This window comes from Ureibacillus sp. FSL K6-0165, assembly GCF_038004285.1.
In the GTDB taxonomy this organism is placed as follows: domain Bacteria; phylum Bacillota; class Bacilli; order Bacillales_A; family Planococcaceae; genus Ureibacillus; species Ureibacillus thermosphaericus.
Window position 1 is genome coordinate 825,969 of sequence record NZ_JBBOQS010000001.1, and the last position, 23,391, is coordinate 849,359.

Annotated in this window: 24 protein-coding genes; 16 read left to right on the forward strand and 8 right to left on the reverse strand. The window is 33.4% G+C overall.

The genetic code is table 11. The features are described from left to right. The first annotated feature begins 224 nt into the window (after window positions 1-224). The 8 genes from NST00_RS04125 (at window position 225) to corA (ending at window position 9,443) form a co-directional block, all read left to right on the forward strand. Window positions 225-1,538 (forward strand): globin-coupled sensor protein, encoded by a 1,314-nt coding sequence (locus NST00_RS04125; RefSeq protein ID WP_016839041.1) that lies wholly within the window; start codon window positions 225-227, stop codon window positions 1,536-1,538. 205 nt (window positions 1,539-1,743) lie between these two features. Next, on the forward strand, window positions 1,744-2,622 hold the full coding sequence (locus NST00_RS04130) for a LysR family transcriptional regulator (protein ID WP_016839043.1): 879 nt from the start codon (window positions 1,744-1,746) through the stop codon (window positions 2,620-2,622). Between the two features lie 140 nt (window positions 2,623-2,762). Further along, window positions 2,763-3,731 carry a bile acid:sodium symporter family protein gene (locus NST00_RS04135; protein ID WP_016839045.1) on the forward strand — a complete coding sequence of 323 codons (969 nt, stop codon included), beginning with the start codon at window positions 2,763-2,765 and terminating at the stop codon, window positions 3,729-3,731. Between the two features lie 155 nt (window positions 3,732-3,886). Then, entirely contained in the window at window positions 3,887-6,013 is a 2,127-nt protein-coding gene (locus NST00_RS04140) for a spore germination protein (RefSeq protein ID WP_340709655.1), read from the forward strand. Continuing rightward, a complete protein-coding gene (locus tag NST00_RS04145; protein WP_096550149.1) occupies window positions 6,010-7,116 on the forward strand; it encodes a GerAB/ArcD/ProY family transporter in 1,107 nt (368 codons plus the stop codon). The genes NST00_RS04140 and NST00_RS04145 overlap by 4 nt, the downstream gene beginning before the upstream one ends. After that, window positions 7,109-8,266 (forward strand): Ger(x)C family spore germination protein, encoded by a 1,158-nt coding sequence (locus NST00_RS04150; RefSeq protein WP_340709656.1) that lies wholly within the window; start codon window positions 7,109-7,111, stop codon window positions 8,264-8,266. The genes NST00_RS04145 and NST00_RS04150 overlap by 8 nt, the downstream gene beginning before the upstream one ends. 10 nt (window positions 8,267-8,276) lie before the next feature. After that, window positions 8,277-8,453 carry a hypothetical protein gene (locus NST00_RS04155; RefSeq protein WP_016839053.1) on the forward strand — a complete coding sequence of 59 codons (177 nt, stop codon included), beginning with the start codon at window positions 8,277-8,279 and terminating at the stop codon, window positions 8,451-8,453. A gap of 39 nt (window positions 8,454-8,492) precedes the next feature. Beyond that, on the forward strand, window positions 8,493-9,443 hold the full coding sequence (gene corA, locus NST00_RS04160; RefSeq protein ID WP_340709657.1) for a magnesium/cobalt transporter CorA: 951 nt from the start codon (window positions 8,493-8,495) through the stop codon (window positions 9,441-9,443). 9 nt (window positions 9,444-9,452) lie between these two features. On the opposite strand, the gene NST00_RS04165 is transcribed toward corA, so the two are convergent. After that, entirely contained in the window at window positions 9,453-9,716 is a 264-nt protein-coding gene (locus NST00_RS04165) for a YqhV family protein (RefSeq protein WP_409373609.1), read from the reverse strand. A gap of 34 nt (window positions 9,717-9,750) precedes the next feature. Between NST00_RS04165 and NST00_RS04170 the strand changes: the two genes are divergently transcribed. Further along, window positions 9,751-10,119: a thioredoxin family protein gene (locus NST00_RS04170; protein ID WP_184656218.1), complete on the forward strand. Its 369-nt coding sequence runs from the start codon at window positions 9,751-9,753 to the stop codon at window positions 10,117-10,119. Window positions 10,120-10,164: 45 nt separating this feature from the next. Here the strand turns inward: NST00_RS04170 and NST00_RS04175 are convergent, their stop codons facing one another. After that, window positions 10,165-10,392 (reverse strand): phosphate-starvation-inducible protein PsiE, encoded by a 228-nt coding sequence (locus tag NST00_RS04175; protein WP_096550153.1) that lies wholly within the window; start codon window positions 10,390-10,392, stop codon window positions 10,165-10,167. Between the two features lie 197 nt (window positions 10,393-10,589). Between NST00_RS04175 and NST00_RS04180 the strand changes: the two genes are divergently transcribed. Next, window positions 10,590-11,090, forward strand: a complete 501-nt coding sequence (locus NST00_RS04180) for a pyridoxamine 5'-phosphate oxidase family protein (RefSeq protein WP_016839058.1) — start codon at window positions 10,590-10,592, stop codon at window positions 11,088-11,090. Between the two features lie 302 nt (window positions 11,091-11,392). Here NST00_RS04180 and NST00_RS04185 read toward each other — a convergent pair whose 3' ends face one another. The 3 genes from NST00_RS04185 to NST00_RS04195 all read right to left on the reverse strand — a co-directional run bounded on the left by NST00_RS04185 (window position 11,393) and on the right by NST00_RS04195 (window position 14,082). Then, window positions 11,393-12,517, reverse strand: a complete 1,125-nt coding sequence (locus NST00_RS04185) for an IS4 family transposase (protein WP_339287653.1) — start codon at window positions 12,515-12,517, stop codon at window positions 11,393-11,395. 151 nt (window positions 12,518-12,668) lie between these two features. Continuing rightward, window positions 12,669-13,364 carry a lysophospholipid acyltransferase family protein gene (locus NST00_RS04190; protein WP_016839059.1) on the reverse strand — a complete coding sequence of 232 codons (696 nt, stop codon included), beginning with the start codon at window positions 13,362-13,364 and terminating at the stop codon, window positions 12,669-12,671. Then, window positions 13,354-14,082, reverse strand: a complete 729-nt coding sequence (locus tag NST00_RS04195; protein ID WP_016839060.1) for a glycosyltransferase family 2 protein — start codon at window positions 14,080-14,082, stop codon at window positions 13,354-13,356. Before NST00_RS04195 ends, NST00_RS04190 begins: the two co-directional genes overlap by 11 nt. Before the next feature lie 373 nt (window positions 14,083-14,455). Between NST00_RS04195 and NST00_RS04200 the strand changes: the two genes are divergently transcribed. Then, the gene (locus NST00_RS04200; protein ID WP_168412093.1) at window positions 14,456-15,595 is read left to right on the forward strand and encodes an MGDG synthase family glycosyltransferase; all 1,140 of its coding nucleotides are present in this window, start codon (window positions 14,456-14,458) and stop codon (window positions 15,593-15,595) included. A 43-nt stretch (window positions 15,596-15,638) separates the two neighbouring features. On the opposite strand, the gene NST00_RS04205 is transcribed toward NST00_RS04200, so the two are convergent. Then, entirely contained in the window at window positions 15,639-15,941 is a 303-nt protein-coding gene (locus tag NST00_RS04205; protein WP_016839062.1) for a YunC family protein, read from the reverse strand. 196 nt (window positions 15,942-16,137) lie between these two features. Here NST00_RS04205 and NST00_RS04210 point away from each other — a divergent pair, with 196 nt between their 5' ends. The 4 genes from NST00_RS04210 to NST00_RS04225 all read left to right on the forward strand — a co-directional run bounded on the left by NST00_RS04210 (window position 16,138) and on the right by NST00_RS04225 (window position 19,435). Continuing rightward, on the forward strand, window positions 16,138-16,281 hold the full coding sequence (locus tag NST00_RS04210; RefSeq protein ID WP_016839063.1) for a YpzG family protein: 144 nt from the start codon (window positions 16,138-16,140) through the stop codon (window positions 16,279-16,281). A gap of 608 nt (window positions 16,282-16,889) precedes the next feature. Continuing rightward, a complete protein-coding gene (locus NST00_RS04215) occupies window positions 16,890-17,450 on the forward strand; it encodes a hypothetical protein (RefSeq protein ID WP_168412094.1) in 561 nt (186 codons plus the stop codon). A gap of 107 nt (window positions 17,451-17,557) precedes the next feature. Beyond that, a complete protein-coding gene (locus NST00_RS04220) occupies window positions 17,558-18,826 on the forward strand; it encodes a cytochrome P450 (protein ID WP_016839065.1) in 1,269 nt (422 codons plus the stop codon). Window positions 18,827-18,964: 138 nt separating this feature from the next. Next, window positions 18,965-19,435, forward strand: a complete 471-nt coding sequence (locus NST00_RS04225; protein ID WP_016839066.1) for a DinB family protein — start codon at window positions 18,965-18,967, stop codon at window positions 19,433-19,435. 101 nt (window positions 19,436-19,536) lie between these two features. Here the strand turns inward: NST00_RS04225 and NST00_RS04230 are convergent, their stop codons facing one another. Continuing rightward, entirely contained in the window at window positions 19,537-21,066 is a 1,530-nt protein-coding gene (locus tag NST00_RS04230) for an NAD(P)H-hydrate dehydratase (protein WP_096550159.1), read from the reverse strand. A 208-nt stretch (window positions 21,067-21,274) separates the two neighbouring features. Between NST00_RS04230 and NST00_RS04235 the strand changes: the two genes are divergently transcribed. Beyond that, complete coding sequence (locus NST00_RS04235; protein ID WP_016839068.1) at window positions 21,275-21,892, forward strand: DedA family protein; 618 nt, start codon at window positions 21,275-21,277, stop codon at window positions 21,890-21,892. Window positions 21,893-21,987: 95 nt separating this feature from the next. On the opposite strand, the gene NST00_RS04240 is transcribed toward NST00_RS04235, so the two are convergent. Beyond that, window positions 21,988-23,154, reverse strand: a complete 1,167-nt coding sequence (locus tag NST00_RS04240; protein ID WP_050988855.1) for an MFS transporter — start codon at window positions 23,152-23,154, stop codon at window positions 21,988-21,990. Between the last annotated feature and the right edge of the window lie 237 nt (window positions 23,155-23,391).

Genomic DNA, 23,391 nt, shown 5'->3' on the forward strand with positions numbered 1-23,391 from the left:
TTGTGAATGTTTTAAAATAATAGTTAATATTGTCTATATTTTTGTTTTTGATAAATTTTTCTATGGATATTTCGATTATAAAGACATGATTTATAAAAAAATGATAGTATGATAATAAGAAAAAAGTAATTTATATTCAAGTTATCTTCCTGTTTGTTATAAGGGGAATGGGGAATATATAATGGTGCGTTGTAGTGTCAATTGGTTAAAAAGGAGGGGTAGAGTTGGCCATTTTTAGAAGAATCAGTAAAAATCCTAATTACGAAGAGCCTAAATGGATTGGAGTGAACAGCCAACAGGAAAATTTACTGGAAATTAGTAGAGATTCAGACGTTTATGCACAATTAAAATTGATTCATTTAACAGAAGAAGATTTAAACTTATTAACTTGTATTAAACCATACATTGAAAAATCAATTGAAGAAATAGTAGACACTTTCTATGATGCATTAAGCTCCATTCCACAACTAAAGAGTATTATTAATCAACATAGTACAGTGGAACGATTGAAAAAGACCCTTAGTGTACATATATTAGAAATGTTTTCTGGAAAAATAAATGAAGAATTTATTCAGAAAAGAATGCGCATTGCCCAAGTGCATTTAAAAATTGGCTTATTGCCGAAATGGTATATCGGGGCCTTTCAAAATATCTTAAATTCAATTATTAACATTATCAATCGAAGTAATTGGTCAAAAGAAAGTATCGAAAAAGCAACAGTTCTAAGTATAAAACTTATAAATTTTGAAACACAAATAGTTTTAGAAGAGTATGAAAAAGAGAAAAAACAATATATCGAATTACAGCATAATCAAGTGAAAGATGAATTAAAAAATAATCTTTCCCTCATTATGAAAAATTTAGCGCAATTGTCAGAGGAGACAACAAATTCCATCAAAGAAATTATCGATTATTCATTAGAAATTAAAAACGATACTAAAAGTTATATTGGTCAAGTAAAAGAAATGGAGAAGAATACTAGCGGTGGAAATATTTTAATGGAACATTTGGAGGAAAAAATCGTATCCATTTCAGAGAGAACAAAAGAAATGGAAGATCTTGTTTTAGAACAACAAAAATCTTCTGAAAAAATCAATAACATTATATCCATCGTTACCCAAATTGCTGACCAAACAAATCTTTTAGCGTTAAATGCAGCAATTGAGGCTGCAAGAGCTGGAGAACACGGAAAAGGTTTTGCGGTTGTAGCAGAAGAAGTACGAAAATTAGCGAACCAGTCTAAAGAATCAGTAAAACAAATTACTGAGATTATAGAAAATACATCTAAAATTACGGAAAATACAGTTTCTACAACTCGGACTATTCGAGAAACGGTAACAACCGGGTTAGAAAGTGGAATAAAAGTGAAAAAGACATTTAATCAAATTGAAAATGCACTGCAAGAAAATAAAAAGCAGATTGAAACGGTTGGTAATGACTTAGAAACTCTCGTTGAAACCATAGATAATATCAATCAATATACTTTAAAGGTTGCTAATCAAGCAAGAGAATTATATGAAAAAACTGTTAATCTATAGAGAGCATCGGGCGGGATAAGTAAATTTAATATACTGTTTGTAAAATGATCATCAATTCGATGATCATTTTTTATTTGCAATATGAATAATTTGCCTTTCAAAAAATCGCCTTTAATTAACATCAAAAATATTGCGTGAAAAGGAAGATTATTATCATTATTTTTGATAGTATAATAGTTAATAGGAATTTCTAGGAGGTTTAAAAGTGGAATTAAAGGATTTGGAGATTTTCCAGTTAGTGGCGGAGAAAGGGACAGTTACCGAAGTAGCAAAGGAATTAAATTATGTTCAATCGAACATTACATCTCGTATACAAAAACTTGAGGCGGACCTGAATACCCCCTTATTTCATCGTCATCGTCGAGGGATGACCTTAACACCGGAAGGAAAAAAACTATTATCTTACAGTGAAAAAATATTAAGGTTAACAGCTGAAATGAAAAAGGCTGTCCAAAATCATGACGAACCTTCTGGAAAGTTAGAGATTGGTACAGTCGAAACAGTTTATCATTTACCCGTAATACTTTCTTATTATATAAAGAAATATAAAAATGTGGAGTTATCTCTTTTTACAGGGGTAACGGACAGTTTAGAAGAAGAAGTATTAAATCATAAATTGGATGGGGCATTTGTCACGAAGTCGGATTTTCATCCTGAATTGGAGACGTATGATGTATTTGATGAAGAGTTAGTATTAATTTCAGATAATCGGGAACTGATGATGGAAGAATTAAAAGATGAACCAATCTTATGTTTTAGCAATGGTTGTGGATATCGTGCACGTCTAGAACAGTGGTACAAGGATCAGAACATCACACCACAAAAAATCATGGAATTTGGAACCCTGGAAACGATTTTACGAAGTGTAGCTATGGGGCTTGGTGTTTCATTCGTACCGAAATCCGCCGTTGCTCATTTAGAACAAAGCGGAGAAATTCGCTGTTATAATTTACCTGAAAAATATAGTAAAGTAAAAACAGTTTTTATAAGAAGGGCTGATTCGTATTTAACATCAAGTATGGAAAAATTTATAGAAACAATTGAAGAAAATAAGCGATTTATGCATGGGCATTTCAATCAATAGTAGTACAAATCATGATTTGTACTGCTTTTTCATTTTCAGCATAAGAAGTTCAGGCGGTATGAATTTATTTGAAACAGGAATTTCCCTTATTTAAAATTTGATAAAATATAAAGACATCTAATGAAAGAAGGCTTTGCTAAATGTTACACCGTTTTAACGCATACTTGCAAAAGTTAATGCCTATTTTGACGCCATTAAGTCTAATTATAGGGGTGATATTTGAAAAAGTCGGTGGGCATTTGCTTTTCCTAGTTCCTTGGATATTTGCTTTTATGACTTTTGCTGGGAGTCTTAGCATCAACTTTGAAGGATTAAAAAGTTTAAAAAAATATCCAAAGTTCATTTTCATTACGATTTTGTTTTTACATGTATTGATGCCGTTTTGGGCTTACGTATTGTCAGCGCTAATAATGAATGATCATTTATTAACGGTTGGTTTTATTTTGTCAGTAGCAGTTCCAACAGGTGTGACAAGTTTTATTTGGATTAGCATTTGTAAAGGAAATATTCCACTTGGCTTATCCATTATATTAATTGATACAATACTTTCTCCCCTCATCATACCGCTCATAGCTAAATTGGCTGCGGGACAAATAGTAGCGATTGACACCACGTCTATCATGATCGATTTACTTTGGATGATTGCATTTCCATCCATGCTTGGCATGTTGATGAATGAGTTGGGGAAAAGTGAATTTGTCAAAAAATTATCCCGAACTTTCGCTCCTTTTCAGAAAGTCAGTATATTCCTCATCGTGTTTATCAATAGTAGTGTCATTGCACCCTATTTAAAAAATATCTCATGGGATATAGTTGGAATTATTCTATTAGTTTTAGTTGTATCTTTATCCGGCTATACCTTTTGTCTGATTATTGGACATTTTTTATGGAGAAGAATCGATTTGATTACAACTTTTGTTTTTACAGGAGGAATGCGCAACATAGCGGTTGGTGTTGTTGTGGCCAGTACATATTTTCCATCAAGAGTAGTGCTTCCCGTTGTATTTGGTATGCTGTTCCAACAAGTATTGGCATCACAATTTAGTAAAGGGTTGGAGAAATATCGAGAGAAGTTTAATCTGAATGTTGGAAATGAAGTGAAAAGTTAAGCAAACAAATGGTTAATTGGGAGACTGTTCAAAGTGATACATGCTTTGAGCAGTCTTTTTATTCATGCAAAAAATTAATAAAGGTAACAGTAGATGGTATAAAAACAAATAAATGAACCACATTAATGGTAAATGCTATTAGTGGGAGTATATGTATGAGACGATTTTATCGAAAAGTGCCTAGAAAAAATTCAACAAACAAGCATCAAAATAGCATAAATACTCAACATACACAAAATGACATAAATGGTATTCAACAAGAAATAAATGTGCAACAGTGTCAATGTAACCCTCAGTTTCAGCAAAATCAAAAGGCTCAACATATACAAGGAACACGAAACAATTTAAATAATGAAAATGTTGGATCGCAACATAGTCAAGATTATCAACATACTCAAAGCAGTATTCAATCAAATCAAAATATACAGTTTCAACAAAGTATTCAGTGCCAATGCCATCTAAAAAATCATCAGTTACAAAACCAAACTCAAACACAAAACCATAACCAGTCTCAAGACAATGTTCAATCGCAGAACCAAAAAACATCACAAAACCAAAGTCCATCTCTTAAACAAAACGGCAATGCGAATTCAAATGCAACACAAACCAACAACCAGAATGTATCAATGGAAATACACGTGCCCATATATAAAAAAATGAATAATAATATTGAATTCATTAGAAGGTTATTAGGGAATCCGGATGATTTAGTGATTCGTGAATTAACGCTAGAAACTTTTAACGACAATCATGAAAATGAACAAGGAGATTGTCCGAGCAGTCGAAGTGGACATGATGACGGGAACTTGCCTATTCAAACTTTAAGCGATCCAGAGAATAATGATAGCAAGATAAATCAACTAAACATTATAGATGAACGACCTTTAGAAAAAGCCAAACAAAAAAAACAAAAAATTCATTGTAGTATTTTATATCTCAGTGGATTATCAAACACAAATATTATAAATGACAATATTTTAAAAACTCTTCAGAGGAAAACAAATGAATTTAATGGGGACATACTTGATCAAATTTATCAAGAAATTATCGCTGTTACAGAAACAAAAAGAGTTAATACCCTTGAACAAGTGGTACACGCACTGTTATCAGGGAGATCCATTTTTTTAATAGATGGAAAAATGACGGCTCTAGATATGGGGACTGCCGGTTCCGAGAAACGTGCCCTTGATGAACCGCAGTCGGAGGCGCTTATTCGAGGGCCACGCTTAGCTTTTATTGAAAGTATTGAAACAAATTTAACATTAATCAGGCGAGAATTAAAGGACCCTAACTTACGTTTTAAAATGCATGAAGTTGGAAGGCGTTCTAAGCAAAAAATTGCCGTTTGTTATGTGGAAGGAATCGTTAACCCAGACATTTTAGATGAGGTCAATCGAAGACTTAAAACAATTGATATAGACTTTGCACCAGATTCTGGAGTTATCGAACAATGGATTGAAGATAGCTTTCTATCTCCATTTCCGCAATTACTGGATACGGAAAGACCTGATCGAGTGTCTTACAATCTTATGCAAGGAAAAGTTGCCATACTAGTCGATGGAAGTCCTTTTGCTTTGATTGCTCCTATTTCATTTGTTGATGCCTTTTTAACGATTGAAGATTTTAGTCAAAGATGGATTATTGCTACATCGATGAGATTGTTAAGATATTTTTCAATGTTTATTGCATTATTTTTACCTGGTTTATATGTTGCATTAACCTCCTTCCATCCTGGGATGCTGCCAACACAATTAACAATCTCGATTGCAGCCACTAGAGAAGGGGGACCGTTTCCAGCGATTGTAGAAGTTCTATTAATGGCGGTAACTTTTGAAATCTTGCAAGAAGCGAGTATACGGCTTCCAAAAGTAATAGGTCAAACAGTAGGTATTGTTGGAGGTATTGTGATTGGAGATGTTGCAGTAAGTGCAGGAATCGTGGGTCCCGCATTAGTAATTGTTACTTCTCTAACTGCTATGAGTTCGTTTACTATACCGAATTATAGCATGTCCATTGTTTTACGTATTTTGAGATTCATTTTTGTCATCGCGGCATCCATATTTGGGTTATATGGGATTATCTTAGTGCTTATTATGATTTGTATTCATATTGTTAATTTAAAAAGTATGGGTACACCTTACTCTGGTCCATTTGCCCCTTATTTCATAGACGCTTTGAAAAACACCTTTATTCGCGCGCCAATTATGACGCTTAAAAAGCGCCCACCCTATTTAGAGCCAATAGATGATCAAAAAGTAAATAGTGGGGGTCAACGACAATGAATCGGTCGCCTGATTATCAAGGAATTGTTAGTGATAGAGATATTTTAATAACAGTGATTACAAATATTATTGGAGTATTAACGTTAACTTCTCCGAGAGTAGTTGCAGAAGTAACAAATTCTTCCGATGGTTGGATAACTGTCTTACTTGGCGGCATCATAGCGAGTCTTTGTGGATGGTTTATTGCAAAAATTGCTTCATCCTTTCCGAATCAATCGTTTTTAACTTATACGTCTTATTTACTATCGAAACCTGTTGCAATCGTGATGACATTAATATTTTCATTACAATTTTTTATGACAACAGTTTTTTATGTTAGAGAATTAGCGGCCCTTTCACACCAATATTTGTTTGACCATACGCCTCAAGAAATTATTTCATTAACATTTTTGTTCGTTGTTATTTATGCGGTATCTGGTTCTCAGGCCGGTATTTTCCGTTTAAACGTGTTATTTTTTCCGATTTTAGTAGTTGGATTATTTTTAGTAATTTTTCTTCCGATAGGGTTAATAGATTGGGAAGGATTTCTTCCGTTATTTCAAACGGACTTTGAGGGGTATTTGAAAGGGACATATTTTAGCGTCGTTAATATGTTAGGATTTGCAATTGTCTTTTTTTATATTGGACTTGTAAAAAATCCGCGAAATACGCCCAAAATGACTGCTTATGGAGTATTGGTAACAATGGGTTTCAATTTGGTTATTTACCTTGTATGTGTTGGGGTTTTTGGAAATACGACGATGAGGAATATGTTCTTTCCGACCTTCGATTTGTCAAGAACGGTTGAAATTCCTGGAGGTTTTTTTGAGCGGTTTGATGCGTTTCTTTTTTTGTTTTGGACAATCATTTTTTTTACGACAGCTACGATGGCTTTAGATGTGACAGTCATGACACTTAGAATGGTTTTTAGAAATTTCAAAAAGATAAATGCAGTAATCATGTTGTCACCAATTATATATTTTACAAGCATGGTTCCGAAAAGTTACTTAGATGTAGTCTCTTTTAATCGCCTCCTTGGCCATTTTACAATTATATATTTTCTATTAGTTACCATACTTTTAGGGATTGCATTCAAGATTAAAGGTGGGAATTCAAGTGAATAAATTGAATGCGATGCTAATTTTGATGATGTGTACTTTAATTTTGGCAGCTTGCTGGGATCAAATTGAAATTGAAGAAAGAGCTTTTATATTTGGAATGGCTATAGATGCAGCAGACAAAACTGAAGTCAAATTAACCCAACAACTTGTTGTTCCTGAAAATATGGCAACCGTTGCTCCAAATGCTGGAGGAGGCGCGAGAACCTATCGGAACCTTTCGAGCACAGGAAAGACCATTTATGAAATTAATTTAGATTTAGCAAAACAGGCAAGTCGTTCAATAGATTCTACCCATTTAGGTGTGATTCTATTTTCTGAAGATATCATGAAACAACCAGGGCGTTTTAAAGAACATTTTGATATTTTTTTTCGTGAAAAACGCATGCGTAGAGGCATTAAGTTAGCGATTACAAATGGGTTAGCGGAAGACTTACTATATGTTGAAGCGGAACATGAAAAAATACCAGCAGAATATATAAAAAATTTATTAGAAAATAAAAAAAGATTGGATGTTACTGATTTGGTGAGAATTGGAGATATCGATGAAAAACTATATGAAGAGACAAGTTTCCCTTTACCATACCTAAAAAAAATTAGTTCCACAGTCATTGATTATGAAGGAATAGCTATTTATAACGGTAAAGAAGAGCGGATGGTAGGAGTATTGAAAGGAGATGATGCGAAAGCGTTAAGTTATATTAGAGGTTTAAAAAATAATGGTTCCATTAATACAGAAATCGATGGTGGGCCAATGACGATTGAAATTCTTACGATAAAAAGAAAAATTACTCTAACCAATAATGATCCAAATAACTTACAATTCTCTATCAAAATTCAAATTAAGGGAGCAATTGCAGACCAATCTGGTTGGGAAAATTTAAAGGAATATGAAGTGTTAAATAAGTTTTATAAAAAAACGAGCGAGAAAATTGAAGAAATGGTTAAGAATACAATTAATAAACTGCAAAATGATTTTCAAACAGATGCCATGGGATTGGGGGAGTATTTAAACCGTTATTATCCAAAAATATGGAAGGAAGTACAAGATGAATGGGATAATGGGAAAAATTATTTCTCAAAAAGTGATATCGATTGTGAAGTGAAGATCGTAATCGTGGAACCAGGAAGCATTAATAAAACAACATCTAAATGAGGTGATGCACATGAAATTTATTATCGAGCATTTACCTACAACATATGCAATTGTTTGCACAGTTTTCGCATTTTTAGTTCCTTTTACTGTGTACAAAATTAATGAGAAAATTCATATTGTGATGGATCCACCTTGGAAACAAGAGGATCGGTTAAAAGGAAATAATGAAGAACAGCAAGATAATTAGAAATTGCTCATCGGAATTTCGAAAGAAAAGGAGCATTTCATGATTTACTATATAGGCATTACAAAAGATAACCATTTAGAAAAAGGAGTTTCAATAAATAATATTGACATTACCAGTTATAAATGGTTTTGGGTAGATTTTAGCGAACCGACAGAAGAAGAAATGAAGCATTTATCAAATACCTTCCACTTTCATCCTTTAGCAATAGAAGACTGTGTACAAGATCTTCAAAGGCCGAAATTAGATTATTTTAATCATTACACCTTTTTCGTTACTCATACAGTTCGTGAAGAAAACGGTAGACTAATTAAAGAGGAGCTAGATTTTTTTGTAGGAGAATCGTTTATTGTTACCTTTCACAAACATCCTTCTGTAGAAGTTACAAAAGTATGGAGTGAATTGCTTGCTCAAACTTCAATCGAACAATGGGATCCGTATTATGTATTTTATGAATTATTAGATAAAATTGTCGATAATTATTTTCCCATTATCTATAAAATAGAAGATGAACTTGAGAAAATTATTATACAAACAGGCATTCAACCGATGAATAGCTTGATGGAAGCTAGAAATATGCTTTTACAGTTGTTGCATTCTGTCAATCCTATGAGGGATTTATTATATCGCATGTTAAACTCTCATCATTTGAATTTAAATCAAATTGACGAGAGAAGAGAATACTTTTCAAATATTCATGACCATCTATTAAAATTATCCGAAATGGTCATGTCTAATCGAGAAGTAACGGCAGATATTCGTGACAGTTATATTTCCTTAAATGCACATCAAACCAATAATGTCATGAAACTACTGACAATTATTACATCTATTTTTGCCCCATTAACATTTATTGCAGGTATTTATGGGATGAACTTCAAAAACATTCCTGAATTATCTTGGAAATATGGTTATTTTGTAATTCTTTTTATCATGTTTCTCATTGGAATATCGATGCTCTTGTGGTTTAAAAGAAAAGGCTGGTTCAGATAATATCCTGAATTATTTCATTTTCATGCCGATAATAATGAGCACGATGCCTGAAAATAGACAAAGCATTTTTAAGAAAGAAATTTTTTCAGAAAGTCCGCTAATTCCTATTCCAGTTGTCACTATTAAGATAGTTGGACCAACTAACGCTAACATTGAATTGAGCATCAATGCTTTTTCTAAATCATTGGACCTCCACATCAGTGTGGCAATTGATAATTCGATACTTCCAGATAAATATCTTAATAACACCATATAAAGAAGTGCACTTTCCAATTCGTCATCCTTCCACTGTTTCTTGGAAAATGATATGCTTGGCCAAGAAATATTATTAACAATTGGTGAGATTATGATTGAGCTATCTACGTTGGATGAAATTAATTCTTTTATTGAAAGAAACCCACTCACTTTTCTTTACTTTTCACGAATGAATTGCGGGGGTTGTCATGCACTACTTCCTCGGGTAGAGGAAATGTTAAAAAATTATCCTAGAATCGCTTTTGGGTATATAAAAGTAGATGAAGTGGAGGAAACAGCTGGACGCTTTTCGATATTTACAGTGCCTGTACTACTGTTTTTTGTAGAAGGAAAAGAATCTATTCGAGAAGCAAGATTTGTGCACATGGATATTTTAAAAGAAAAATTAAATAAAATTGTGCAATTGTATGAAGAAAAATAGTAAAGAAAAAAGGAGGCGTTCCAATTTGACGTCTCCTTTTCCTTTTTATAGCTTGTTCACAAGCGCATGTATTGTTTCTTTTAATTCATCATCGTGATCGGAAAGTTGAATTAAGTTAGCAAGGCGCTCTTTTAAAATATGGCGTTCAATAACTTGTTTTTCGTCAAGTACGCTTACTAACAATTCGATAATTAAACGGTCACGAATGTCTAATGCTTCATCTACGCGTTCAGGTGTAATTTTGGCATTTGTATTCAATGCTTTGCTACCCATTTTTATTCCCCCCTAAAATCTTTCCTATAGTTCATAGTACCATAATATTATACTTTTTTGGATATTGAAATATATTTGGAAAATGGAATTTTAATGGAATTGATTCACTACGTTTTATCATGATAAAAATTTTGTTATTTTAAAAGGGATTTAAAGAAGTGTTTAGAATATATATTTATAGAAAGGAGTTGGGAGAAGTGAGAGGAATTTTAAACAATAAGAAAAGAGAAATTTCAGTTGATGATGCATTATCTTTTTTACGGGAAGCGAAAGTTGCTCATGTTGCAACAGTTGGAGAAGACGGCTATCCATATGTCATTCCATTTGTTTTCGTTTACGAAGAAGGGAAAAAATTGTATTTGCATATTGGCAATTTAAGAGAAAGTCATTTTTGGGAAAATGTTAAAAAGAATCCGAGGGTAAGTATTGAAGTTTGTGAAATGGGAGCTATCGTTCCTGGAAAGAAATACGCTTGTCAATCGGCTTTAGCTTATACAAGCGTCGTATTATTTGGGAAGATTCATCGAATTGAAGATGAACAAAAGAAAGAATGGTTTTATGATTGCCTTTGGAAAAAATATGGCGATCCACATTGGCAATTTGAAAAAGGTGGTTATCCTGCTTTGCCAAAAACTGAAGTATTTGAAGTAGACATTGAAAATATTACAGGAAAATTAAGTGAAGCTTTAAGTCATTAGTAGTTGTGATTAACTTGCATGAAACCGATTGAGGGCTAATCGCAATTCGTTTCATTCGAAAAAATAGCCGCAGACATTTTACGATTGTAAAATGTTTACGGCTTTTTCGAATTTATAGCCTTCCTTAAAGAGCTATTTGAAAAGAATATTTATTTTCACTACCGTCGCATAAATGGTGTCTGAATTTTCAGTTTTATTTTTTCTGGACTTTAGAGAAAAAACGAAAACACCTAAGCGAGGGTAGTAAACATCCATTTTTTTACTATAAACCTATGACTTGTGCAACAACGACTGGCAAACCTTTATGGGACGCCGTTTCCTTCGATTTTTCGTAACCAAATGTGAGCGGATTTCCACAAAGAAGCCTTCAAATAGCGACTAATTTGTAAGTAACTGCGTTCGCTATTCGTGTTCAGCTGAGCTAAAACATTCAGACAGTACACTATCATGGCTACGTACACTTGATTATGTACAGCTTGTTCACTGTGACCAAAAAACTTTTTAATGTTCAGATGTTGTTTCATCCATTTGAAAAAAAGTTCGATTGCCCAACGTGATTGGTAGATTTCTGCAATTTCATCTGCGTCAATGTCAAACCGATTTGTCAGTAAATGAAGCTCATTTCCTTTTGTATCATGCAATTTGAGTAAGCGAAACACGTTTTCAGAACGATTTTGTGGTGTTCCAATGACAACCATTTCATCAGAGAATACGGGTGAATCTTCTGGTAACGAAAAGGATTCTAACACTCGGACAACAGCGTTTTTACGCAAACGGGTCACAAAGAAATAGCCATCTTCCGTCATTTGATCAAAGCGCCCATAATCCAAGTAACCACGATCAAACACGTACATGCATTCTTTGTCATCCACGAATACTTCTAGTTGACCACGATCATGTTCGTTGGCATTCGTGAGTACGGCTTTATCTGGATAGGAGAGTCCTTTTTCCATAAAAACAAGTCGTAAGTGAAGCTTTACTCCTGATTTTGTTTTTCGAAACTCTGCCCACTTATGATTGGTCAAATTAAGCGGTAATGTACTCGAATCAATGATTTTCAAAGGCGTTGTCACTTTTCTTCTTGTTTGGAAATTGGTTTTCCGATGAATTTGTGCCACTAAATCGAGAAAAATCGTTTGAAAGAACTCAGTTGGGATGGTATTGATTCGTCTCCCTAACTGTGAAAAACTAATCGATTCCAATCCCGTTGCTCGTTGTAATTCTTCTAAAAAGACAGCGTCACTCAACGCCCGTAAACTCTCGGTTTCATGGAGTTGGGCATACAAAAGCAGTTTCATAAATGAAGCCATATAAAGCTTCTTGGTATAGTGATTTAATTGATGTGTTTTCACTAGGTCGTCAAATAATGGACGATTAATCGGTGAAAACCATTGTTCAAATGATGTTTTTCGTGTAAACTTATCCATGGTTTTGTCCTTTGTATTGGATTTGGATGGTTTACTACCACCCAACCATTATAAAGGATTTTTTTGTGTTTAGATTATATTTCAGAAAATTCGGTTTATTTGAAGGTGTTAAATTATTTTAATGCGACGCTAGTGATTTATTTTATGTATTTTATTCTATATCCCCACACTTTTTGGCTAATTCATATAATTTGTTTTGAATATAATGTTCGATTCTTTTTTGACCCTCTGAAAAATGTTCATTTTCTTGAAATGAAATTGGCTCATCAGCAATAATCAGTCGATTTTTTTTGCTTACGTGTAAAGGTACAAAACGAACGTGTTGGCCAGTTTCTTTAAAATAATATTTTTCAATATATAGGTATCCTTCATACATTGCCTTTGTTTCGTTGGAAGTATTCGTGTAGTCAATCGTTGGATAAATGACGATGCTTTCGCCTCTTTTCAACGCTTCCACAGAAAGTTGAAACGTATTTACTATTTTTCTGGATCCTCTATACACAGGAATGCCTTTGCCGGATTTCAACAGGTTAGAAATAATAAATGAAAGGGGATATGCACATAGTTTTGCGATTGTTTTATTCATTCCCATTCTTTTTGTAAATGTGTAGTCCACATATTGTTGATAGCATGATTTACGGTCTAAAAAAACATGTAAAATCCAAGTTCGCAAACTTTTCGGAAACCATAAATATATAATAAATGGATTAAAAAGATTTTGATGGTGTGAAATATAAACAACAGGCTCTTGAGTATTTTCAGGAATTTCTACTTTATAGGTAGGGTATATTTGACGAATAATCCATTGAGAGATTAGGAAGAACTTACCGTAAAAATTAGATACCATGTTCTTCACCTTCATCCAGCTTCTTATTTGCAAAAATTCCAGAAATAATCATTGTAAAAATTTTTAAAGAATCTTTTATAGGGTGATAATAAGAGCTTCTATTTTTGTTGATGTATATAGTTTGAATAGGGATTTGCTTGATAGGAATTTTCTTTTTGGCGGCAGCAATTAACATGTTCATTTCATATTCGTAACGTTCTCCTTCTAAAGCAAGGAGTGAAGGAAGTATTTTTATAGGAATGCCACGAAGGCCTGTTTGCGTATCTTGAAGATGAATTTGAAATAATGCTGTAAATAAATAACTAGTAATTTTATTTCCAATATAACTTCTAATCGGGACATTTTTTTGGTCAAAATTTCGGACGCCAAGAAGAATGGCATCTTGAACATCACTGAGTAATTCAGCAATGTTGATGACATCTTCAATGGAATGTTGACCATCTGCGTCAGCCGTTATCACCCCGTCCACATGACAGTGCTTCAAAACGTATTGAAATGCGGTTTTTAATGCACGACCTTTGCCCTTATTTTTTTCATGAGTCAGCACGGTGCAATTTTGTATTAATCCAATTTGATGAAATATTGCATTGCAACTAGTCATACTTCCATCGTTAATTACGACAATCTGTGAAACATTATGACTTTTTAAATCGTATATATAATCGATTAAATCATGAGTTGGATTCAAGGCGGGAATGATAACGCAGACTTTATTCATATCGTCCCTTCCTTTCTAAACCGTTATGTTGACTTCAAATCTTTCAGCAAATTTGAAGTAGAAATTTTTAAATATATGGATTCTAATATTAGTTTTCCAAGTTCATAAAAAATCTTATATTCATGTATATTCATAAGTTTGAATTTCATTCCAAAAGAATGAAAAATAAGGTGACTCTAGTTAAACAGAATAAAATTTTAATAAAGTTTTCTTTTGCTTGAAAATCAATTATGTGTAATAGAAAATTTTGCACATTAACTACGTATTGTTAGGCATAAGTTATAAAAATAAGTATTATTTTTTGGAATGATTACCTATTCAATATTGTTTAAATAAAATGAAAACGATGGATTTTATGTGTGAGGGTGATATTGTGGAGAGGGATTTAAAGATTCTGCTATTAACGGGGAGCTATGGAAATGGTCATTTAAAAGTATCAAATACTTTAAAAAATACATTCTTTAACTATGGCATTACAGATGTAATAGAATCTGATCTTTACTACGATTCTCACCCATTATTAACAAAGGCTTCAAAATATTTATATATAAAGAGTTTTAATTATGGTCGGAAAATCTATGGATTACTATATTATGGCGGTAGAAGAAATAAAAGGTATTTCGATATTGAATTTATGAATACTTATGGAATGAAAAAACTGATGCGAATGGTTGAGACAGTAAAGCCAGATATTATAGTGAATACATTTCCAATGCGAGTTGTACCAGAATTAAAAAGAAAAACAGGTATTCAATTACCCATTGTAAATGTGATTACAGATTTTCAAGCTCATAAAAATTGGATTCATGATTATATAGACCGATATTATGTGGCAACTGAAGATTTAAAACAAAATTTAATAAACGCTGGAACACCTGATTATAAAATTAAGGTCACAGGAATTCCAATTGAAGAAAAGTTTGAACGCTCAGTGGACCGAAACGATCTTCTTGAATCTTATGGTTTAGATTCAAAAAAGCCTGTAATTTTAATTGCAACGGGAGCTTATGGAGTAATAAAAGATATTGAAGGAATTATGGAGAAATTATTGCAGCATGACAATAATCAAATACTCGTCATATGCGGGAAGAATGAGGAGTTGAAAAATAATCTATTAGAAAAATTTTCCGAAAATCAAAATGTTAGAATATTTGGGTACACGAACAAAATGGATGAAATGATGAAAATGGCTACCGTAATGATTACAAAGCCAGGAGGAATTACGTTAAGTGAAGCATTAGCTGTTCAAGTACCGCTGTTGCTGTATCAAGTAGTGCCTGGCCAAGAGTTGGAAAATGCAAATTACTTTCAGTCTAAGGATGCGGCAATTATTGTGAATCAACCTGATGATTTAGTTATGTCTGTACTTCAGCTAATTGGAGATGAAAACCATCGAAACCGGTTAATTGATAATATGAAAGAAATATATTGCCCAAGATCAGCTGAAGTTATTTGCGAAGATGTTATTTCATTAGTTGAACAAAAACACCAATTTAATCGATTTATCGGATAAAAGGAGGATCAACAAGTAGAACCTCCTTTCAATTTGTAAAATTTTAGATCATTTTTAATAATGCTTCTTCTCCGGTCATTCCTTTAACAATTCCCATTTTTTCGGCTTCAGTTGTAACAGATTCGAGCGGAGCTTTTAATAATTCATCAATGGTTTTTACCCCAACTGCACGACCTGCAATAATTTTTCTGTCAGCTAACCGAGTGTTCAATAGTTCAACATCTAGCGCACCACACATAATGTACCCAATTTCATTCGAGATTGTTAATAAAGTTGTTTTCGGCAAGTGAACAGTGACGGCAGTGTACATATGTCCTTGTAATTCAATGGGTTCAATTGAGATCAACCACATCGCTCCTTTCTTTAATAAAATATGGAGCGACGAAAAAAATGTTCAAATGGTGTCGAAGAAATTTTATGTCCATTCTAAGTGTGTTGCAAAATAAATGAAAATATTAGGAAAGCATAGTTGTTTGCTGAATTTTTCATACTAACAATGATTTCACTAAGGAAATCGACCATGATGAAAGAGGTGATTGCCGATGAGTAAGAAGGAAGTTTTTCCGAAAGCTCTTCGAAATCAAAACTTAAAGCCGAAATATCAAAAATCTCAAATTAACGGTCAAACGGAAATATCACTTCATAACCAAATTTTGAGAACGGATGCGAAGGCAAGGCAGTATTAAAGAGCATCATGGCGCCCTAGTGAAAGTGCCCGGAACTTAGTTTCCGGGTTTTTTTCAGATATTTTTTCAAAAAAGTAGCGATTTGTGTATAAATATTTGTAAAGCAGTCATAATAAATAATGATTTCACAAGACAATCCGACATGATAAACAGGAGGGATTTCCCGATGGAAAAGATCAAAGACCAATTTGATTCTGACACTCCGCCGAAAACTCGTCAAGGTGAAGGAAAGTCCATTGTTCAAAAGTAAATTGAATATGGAGTAACACCGAAGAGTTTCTGAATTCATGTCGTGATTTGTGAAATCGAGGCCCGGAACTTAGTTTCCGGGTCAATTTTTTTTTTATCAAATAGGAAAAAGACAAATAAGAGATGAACACAATATGCTCATTCCCTTCCATAACAATCCCCTATTTGTAGGTCCATTCTCCAACTATTGCGCTGTTTATGATTTATCCATCTCAAATAAACAATATTATTTCCATTGCAATTCATTACATATTGATTAAATACGACCTAAGACTGAAAAGAATATATTTCTTCGGGCGGTTTAATGGTGTATGTAATGTCGTTAGAATGGAGGTATATTTACAAAGGAGAAAGTCGAGATGGAAAAAGTATATTTATTATTTACCGATACTGGAACGCTTTTTACGAGAATGATTAAGCTTTATACGAAAAAAACTTATAATCATGCATCCATTGCATTTGACTCAAATTTTCAGGAAGTGTACAGTTTTGGAAGAAAATATCCAAATAATCCATTTATCGGCGGTTTTGTAAAGGAAGATTTACGTAGTACGCTTTTTTTAAAAAGTAGAGGAGCTGTATATAGCATTTGGGCTACAAAAGAACAAATTGCTCGTATGAAAGAAATCATAAAATCTATTGAAGCAGAACAACAAAAATATAAATACAATTTAACAGGGCTTATTACATACACTTTTAATAAACCATCACATCGAAAAAATGCTTATTTTTGCTCTCAATTTGTTGCTCACGTTTTAAAAGAAGGGGCGAATTATGAATTTCATAAACCGATTTCTCTGATTTCCCCTTATGATTTACAGTGTTTAACGAATTTGCAGTTGGAATATGAAGGACCTTTATTTCATTTAATAATGAACGAAAATCGAATGAATGATTTATATCGATATAATGTTGGATAAGGGAAACTTTACTTGTCAGTCTAGTTTAGCAATTGTTGTATCTCTGTATGAAATATAAAACCTGTAACAAAATAAATATAGCCAAATATTGTTTGTGAGGTGCAACAATGGAAAATATCAATGAAATTCCAAGAGATGAAGGTATTGATCATAGCCTAGCACTTTTAAAAGAAGGGTATGAATACATTTTAAATCGCAGAAAAAGCTTGCAAACCAATATTTTTGAAACAAGAATATTGGGGAAAAAGGCGATATGCATGGGTGGGAAAGAAGCGGCACAATTGTTTTATGATCAAACAAAATTTCAACGTCAAGATGCTGTTCCAAACCGCATCATTGAAACCTTATTCGGGAAAAATAGCGTTCAAACCCTTGATGGAGTAGCTCATCGACATCGCAAAAAAATGTTTATGAATGTCATGACAAAAGAAAAAATAAATGAGTTTTTAGATATTGCAAAACTTGAATGGGAAAAAGCATTAGATCAATGGAGTAAAGAAACAGAAATTATTTTTTATGAAGAAATGAAAACGCTGTTTTGTAAAGCGTCATTTAAATGGATTGGGTATCCTCCCCATGAAAAAGATATGGATATATTGATGAAGGAAATAGGAGCGATGTTTGAAACGCCTATCGCATTTGGCTTGCAACATTGGATAGGTAGAAATAAAAGAAATCAATTGGAAAAAAAGATGGAGAAATTGATAGAAAAAATACGATCCAACGAAGTACAAGTACAAAGTGAATCGATATTACATCAATTTGTATTTTATAAAGATTTAAATGGCAGTTTGTTAGATGTAGAAACAGTGGCAGTTGAGATTATTAATATTTTAAGACCTATTGTTGCGATTTCCATCTATATTAATTTCATTGTAATGGCATTATCCCAATTTCCTCACGAAAGAGTAAAATTAAAAAATACGCCTGATTATATCCACTTATTTATTCAAGAAGTAAGACGTTTTTATCCTCTTGTTCCTGTTGCTGCAGCAAAGGCTAAAAGTAGTTTTACTTGGAACGGATATGCATTTCATGAAGGGACGCTCGTTTTATTGGATATTTACGGTACTAATCATGATCCGAATATTTGGGTAAATCCCGATGAATTTCAACCTGAACGTTTTGCCCAATGGCAGGATGACCAATTCAGTTTCATTCCGCAAGGCGGCGGAAGATATGAAACAACCCATCGTTGTCCAGGTGAACAACTAACCATTGAAGCGATGAAATTAAGTTTAGAGTATTTGTTAAATAAAATGGATTATGAGATTCCAGAACAGGACATGTATATCACGATGGATACGATACCAAGTATTCCTAAAAGTAAAGTGATATTAAAAAATGTTAAGCGATTAAAAGAAAGCATTCATTAGTAATAAGAAGCCTCAAAAGTTTTCTACTTTTGGGGCATTTTTTTCGAAAATAAAAAAATTTAAATTGAAAAGAGAAGGAGTTTTCTTTTTTGTATCGAAGGATTACTACAATAAGTAAACCTATAGGAGCTGACATTCTTGGATAAAAATAAAGAAAAAATATTAATTCATTTCGAGAATTCAGTGGATTTTGTAAAAAATTTATCAAAACTGACGGAAAATGAATGGTACTTATCATTAACAAATGACGAATGGACAATTGCAGGCGTTGTCACTCATTTCATTGCGTTAGATGAATTTGTCCTTCAAAAACGAATTCCCTACTTTAAAAAAGATGGAGTTTTTCCAAAAGAACTAGACAAACAAGCAATCAAACAACAATCATTAATTGAGAGTAGAAAAAGAAAAAAGGAAGAGATTATAGAAAAATTTACCTCTGTTAGAAGAAGCCTTATTATTGCTGTAAATAATTTAGAAGATGAAAAATGGTCGAAAAGTTATCGCATTCATTCATCCAAATATACTATTTCGTCCTATTTGTTTGAATATATTCATTATGATTTAAAACAGTTTAATAAAGTGAGAGAAGCATTATACTTAAAAAAATAGTTTTGGCCTCCATGAATAGGGCCTTTTGTTTTTTTATAAAGAGAATGTCAAAGAAAGTCCTTGTAGCAGATTTCATCACAAGGACTTTCAATCCTATTTGTTTATTTACGGCCGAATAGTATAGGGATATAATGGATGATATCCATTGGAGTTACTCCATAATTGGACGAATTTCTCCCTAATTCTTCCGCGGCAATAGCATGATAAAAACTTGCACATAACATGGCTTTTAGGGGATTCTGATGCTGGGAAACTAGGGAAGCAATTAAACCAGTTAATACGTCTCCACTGCCACCTTTACCTAAAGCATCATTTCCATAAGGATTTATCCAAAGTTCGCTAGTAGGTGTTGCAATGATTGGTCGATGTCCTTTTAACAATAAATAAGCTCCGTATGTTGCAGCAAAATTTTTTGCTGTTTCTAAGCGATTCGCTTCAATTTCAGCAACTGATTTTCCCGTCAAGGTAGCCATTTCTCCTGGATGTGGAGTTAAAATAATATCCCCTTTATAATGTTGCAACTGTTCTAAATGGTTTTTAAGAAAATACAATCCATCTGCGTCTATAATGAGTGTTTGTGTTGTTAGCTGATCTAGCAATGTTCGAATTATTGCATCGCCGTCTAACTCTCTTCCCAATCCAGGCCCAAAGGCGATTGTTGTATATTTAGAAAAGTCGATTGTTTCAATAGCTTTCCAGTTAATAAATCCATTTGAATCGGATAGTGGGATAAAGAGACTTTCATGACATGTTCCAGCAACAAGTGGATAAATTTTTTCTGGAATAGCAAGGGTTACAAGACCAATTCCTGAGTGAAAAGCAGCCTTTGCTGTATAGACTGGCGCCCCTACATAATGTTTACAACCACCTATTACAAGGCAGTGTCCGAAAGCTCCTTTATGTCCATGTTTTATTCTTTGTGGCAGAGAGGATATTGCAGTAGCTTCATCTAGTAGTTTAGGCAGTTTTAATTGAAGGGTCTCAACAACTGAATCAGGAACGGAAATATCTGCAACTTCCCATTTGCCAATCACTGTAGGACCATCACCAACAAAAAATCCCATTTTTGGCATGGCAAAAGTAATTGTTTTCGTTGCTTTAATCGTTGTACTTGCGGCTTTACCCGTGTCGGAGTTAAGCCCAGAAGGAATATCCACACTTATTACATCTTTTTTTGAATCATTAACAGCTTCAATGATTTGATTGAACGGAAATCGAACTTCACCGGAAACTCCAGTTCCTAGCATCGCATCAATAATGACATCCGCCTGTTGAATATATGTAAATATATCATTTTCTTCAGCATTAAAGTGATAGAAAGGCAACTGACGATTTTTGTATACTTGATAATGTATTCGAGCATCGCCTTTTAGTTTAGCTTCATTTCCAATAAAACAAAGTAATACATCGTATCCAAAATCAATTAATCGTCTCGCGATAACAAAGCCATCACCACCATTATTCCCGTGCCCAGATAACACAAGTACACTAGTATTTTTGGGGTAGTCCTTTAAAATTGCTTGCACGACAGCGTTCCCTGCGTTTTCCATCAATACAGCACCAGGTAGCCCTAGCTGTTCCATTGTAAAATGGTCAAGCAGTTGCATTGTTTTTTGATCGGCAACATACATAAACAAACCTCCTTTACATAAGATGTTCTGAGATTTTTCTTCTTAACTTAATTTTACAATATAAAATGATCCATAATCATGAAACTTATGGAAACGATATACAGTCTAATAATTTGATTAGTTTGACTATGAGAAGGAATAAATTCATAATGATATAGTTAGTGTGAAAATAGAAATAAATATAAGAAATACATAAGGGGAAGAATAGATGGAAACTTGGATTCAAAGAATTATGGAGGATTTTGGGTATATAGGTGTATTCCTGTTAATTATGTTAGAAAACCTATTTCCTCCAATTCCTTCAGAAGTTATTTTAACCTTTGGTGGATTTATGACTACTTTTACTGATTTGACGGTCACAGGAGTAATCATTGCTTCAACTCTTGGTTCCGTTGCGGGCGCAATCATTTTATACGGTATTGGCTTGTTGTTGGATGTCGAACGGCTAGTAAAAATAGTTGATAAATATGGTCACATTTTAAGATTAACAAGAAACGATATTTATAAAGCTGATGCTTGGTTTGACAGATATGGTTTTTGGACTGTGTTCTTCTGTCGATTTATACCTCTCATTCGTAGTTTAATCTCCATTCCAGCCGGGATGAGTAATATGAAATTCTGGCTATTCATTTTATTAACGACATTAGGTACGTTAATATGGAATACTGTATTGGTGCATGTTGGTGCAACAGTTGGAGAGAATTGGGAGAAAATTGTAGAAGTGATGGACGTCTATTCAAACATTGCCTATGCAGTAATAGCTGTTGTATTCATTTGGTTTGTTGTACGATTCATTCGTAAGAAAAAGTTATTTAAAAGAAAATAGAGGGAAGAGTTGTATTCTTCCCCCTTACTTTTAAATTAGCGTTACGAAAAAGATACAATATGCCTTGATGCACTTGGCAAGTATCGATTAGCTTATTAACTCAGTTCTTTTTTGACTTGATCCTTAGGCAATAGAAATGCGACTACTAAGATGATTGGTAATACGGAGATGATTTTCATTGTCATTTCTATTCCTATTGTATCCAGTAGCCAACCGATAGCGACAGATCCAACTGCACCCATTCCAAAGGCAAACCCCGTTGTCAGTCCTGCCATTGTTCCGATTTTGCTAGGTACTAATTCTTGAGCATAAACGACAGTTACAGAGAAGCTAATCATTATTAGTGTTCCGATAATAATTAAAAATACAGGTACAAGCCAAAGAGGCATGTACGGCAGTAATAAACATAAAGGAATCGGTACAACTACTGAAAGTAAAATGACATTTTTCCGACCGATGCGATCGGAAAGGGATCCTCCAAAAAATGTTCCAACAACGCCAAAAGCCATAAATATAAAGATTAAAATTTGGCCGATACGGGTAGTCAAATCATAATGATCTATTAAATAAAACACATAGTAATTTTGAATATTCGTTGTGTAAAAAGAGCGTGCAAAAATAATCGTAAACAGCAATATGAGAGCGATTCCCACTTGTTTTTTTGTTAATGGTGGCAAGGAAGAAATTAACACTTTTTTTTGCTTTTGGTTTAATTTCTCGGCATTTAATTGTCGAGCATACCATTTTGAAATGTTAAATAACAACACAATTCCAATAGCAACGAGAAGAAGCAATACAGCAGCCCCTCTTTGTCCTAATGCATCTAAAATAAAGGCACCAATTAAAGGAGCGATAGCTTGCCCAGAATTTCCACCGACTTGGTAAATCGATTGTGATAGGCCCCGCTTATTGCCTGCAGACATAAATGAAACGCGAGAGCCTTCCGGATGGAAAATGGCTGAACCAAATCCTAAAAAGATGGCAGCAATTAAAAGGATGTAATATTGATTAGCGAATGCAAACATACTTAAACCGATGAAGACGCTCATCATTCCTATAGGTAATGCGTATGCAATCGGTTTTTTATCACTAATAAAGCCGATGATCGGTTGAAGTGTTGAAGAAACCATATTTAATACAAAACTAATAAGCCCCAGTTGAGTAAAAGTAAAACCTAAATCTCTTGCAAGATAAGGGAACATTGCTGGTGCAATATTTTGAACAGTATCATTAATTAAATGTCCTATTGCAATGGCAATCATGATAGGGTAAATGGGAGTCCGTATGTTATTTTCTACCAATGGAACGTCACACCTTTAAATATTGATTATTACTTTATATGCTTATAATTCCACATTACATCAACATTCAGTCTATTACTAATGGCTAGATTACTTTATTTGAATAGGTTATTTCTTCAAAGGGTAAACCCTAAATGATAATAAATTGTTTTAACCATTTACAATAAACAATTTTAAAATGAATTATACAATAAAGGA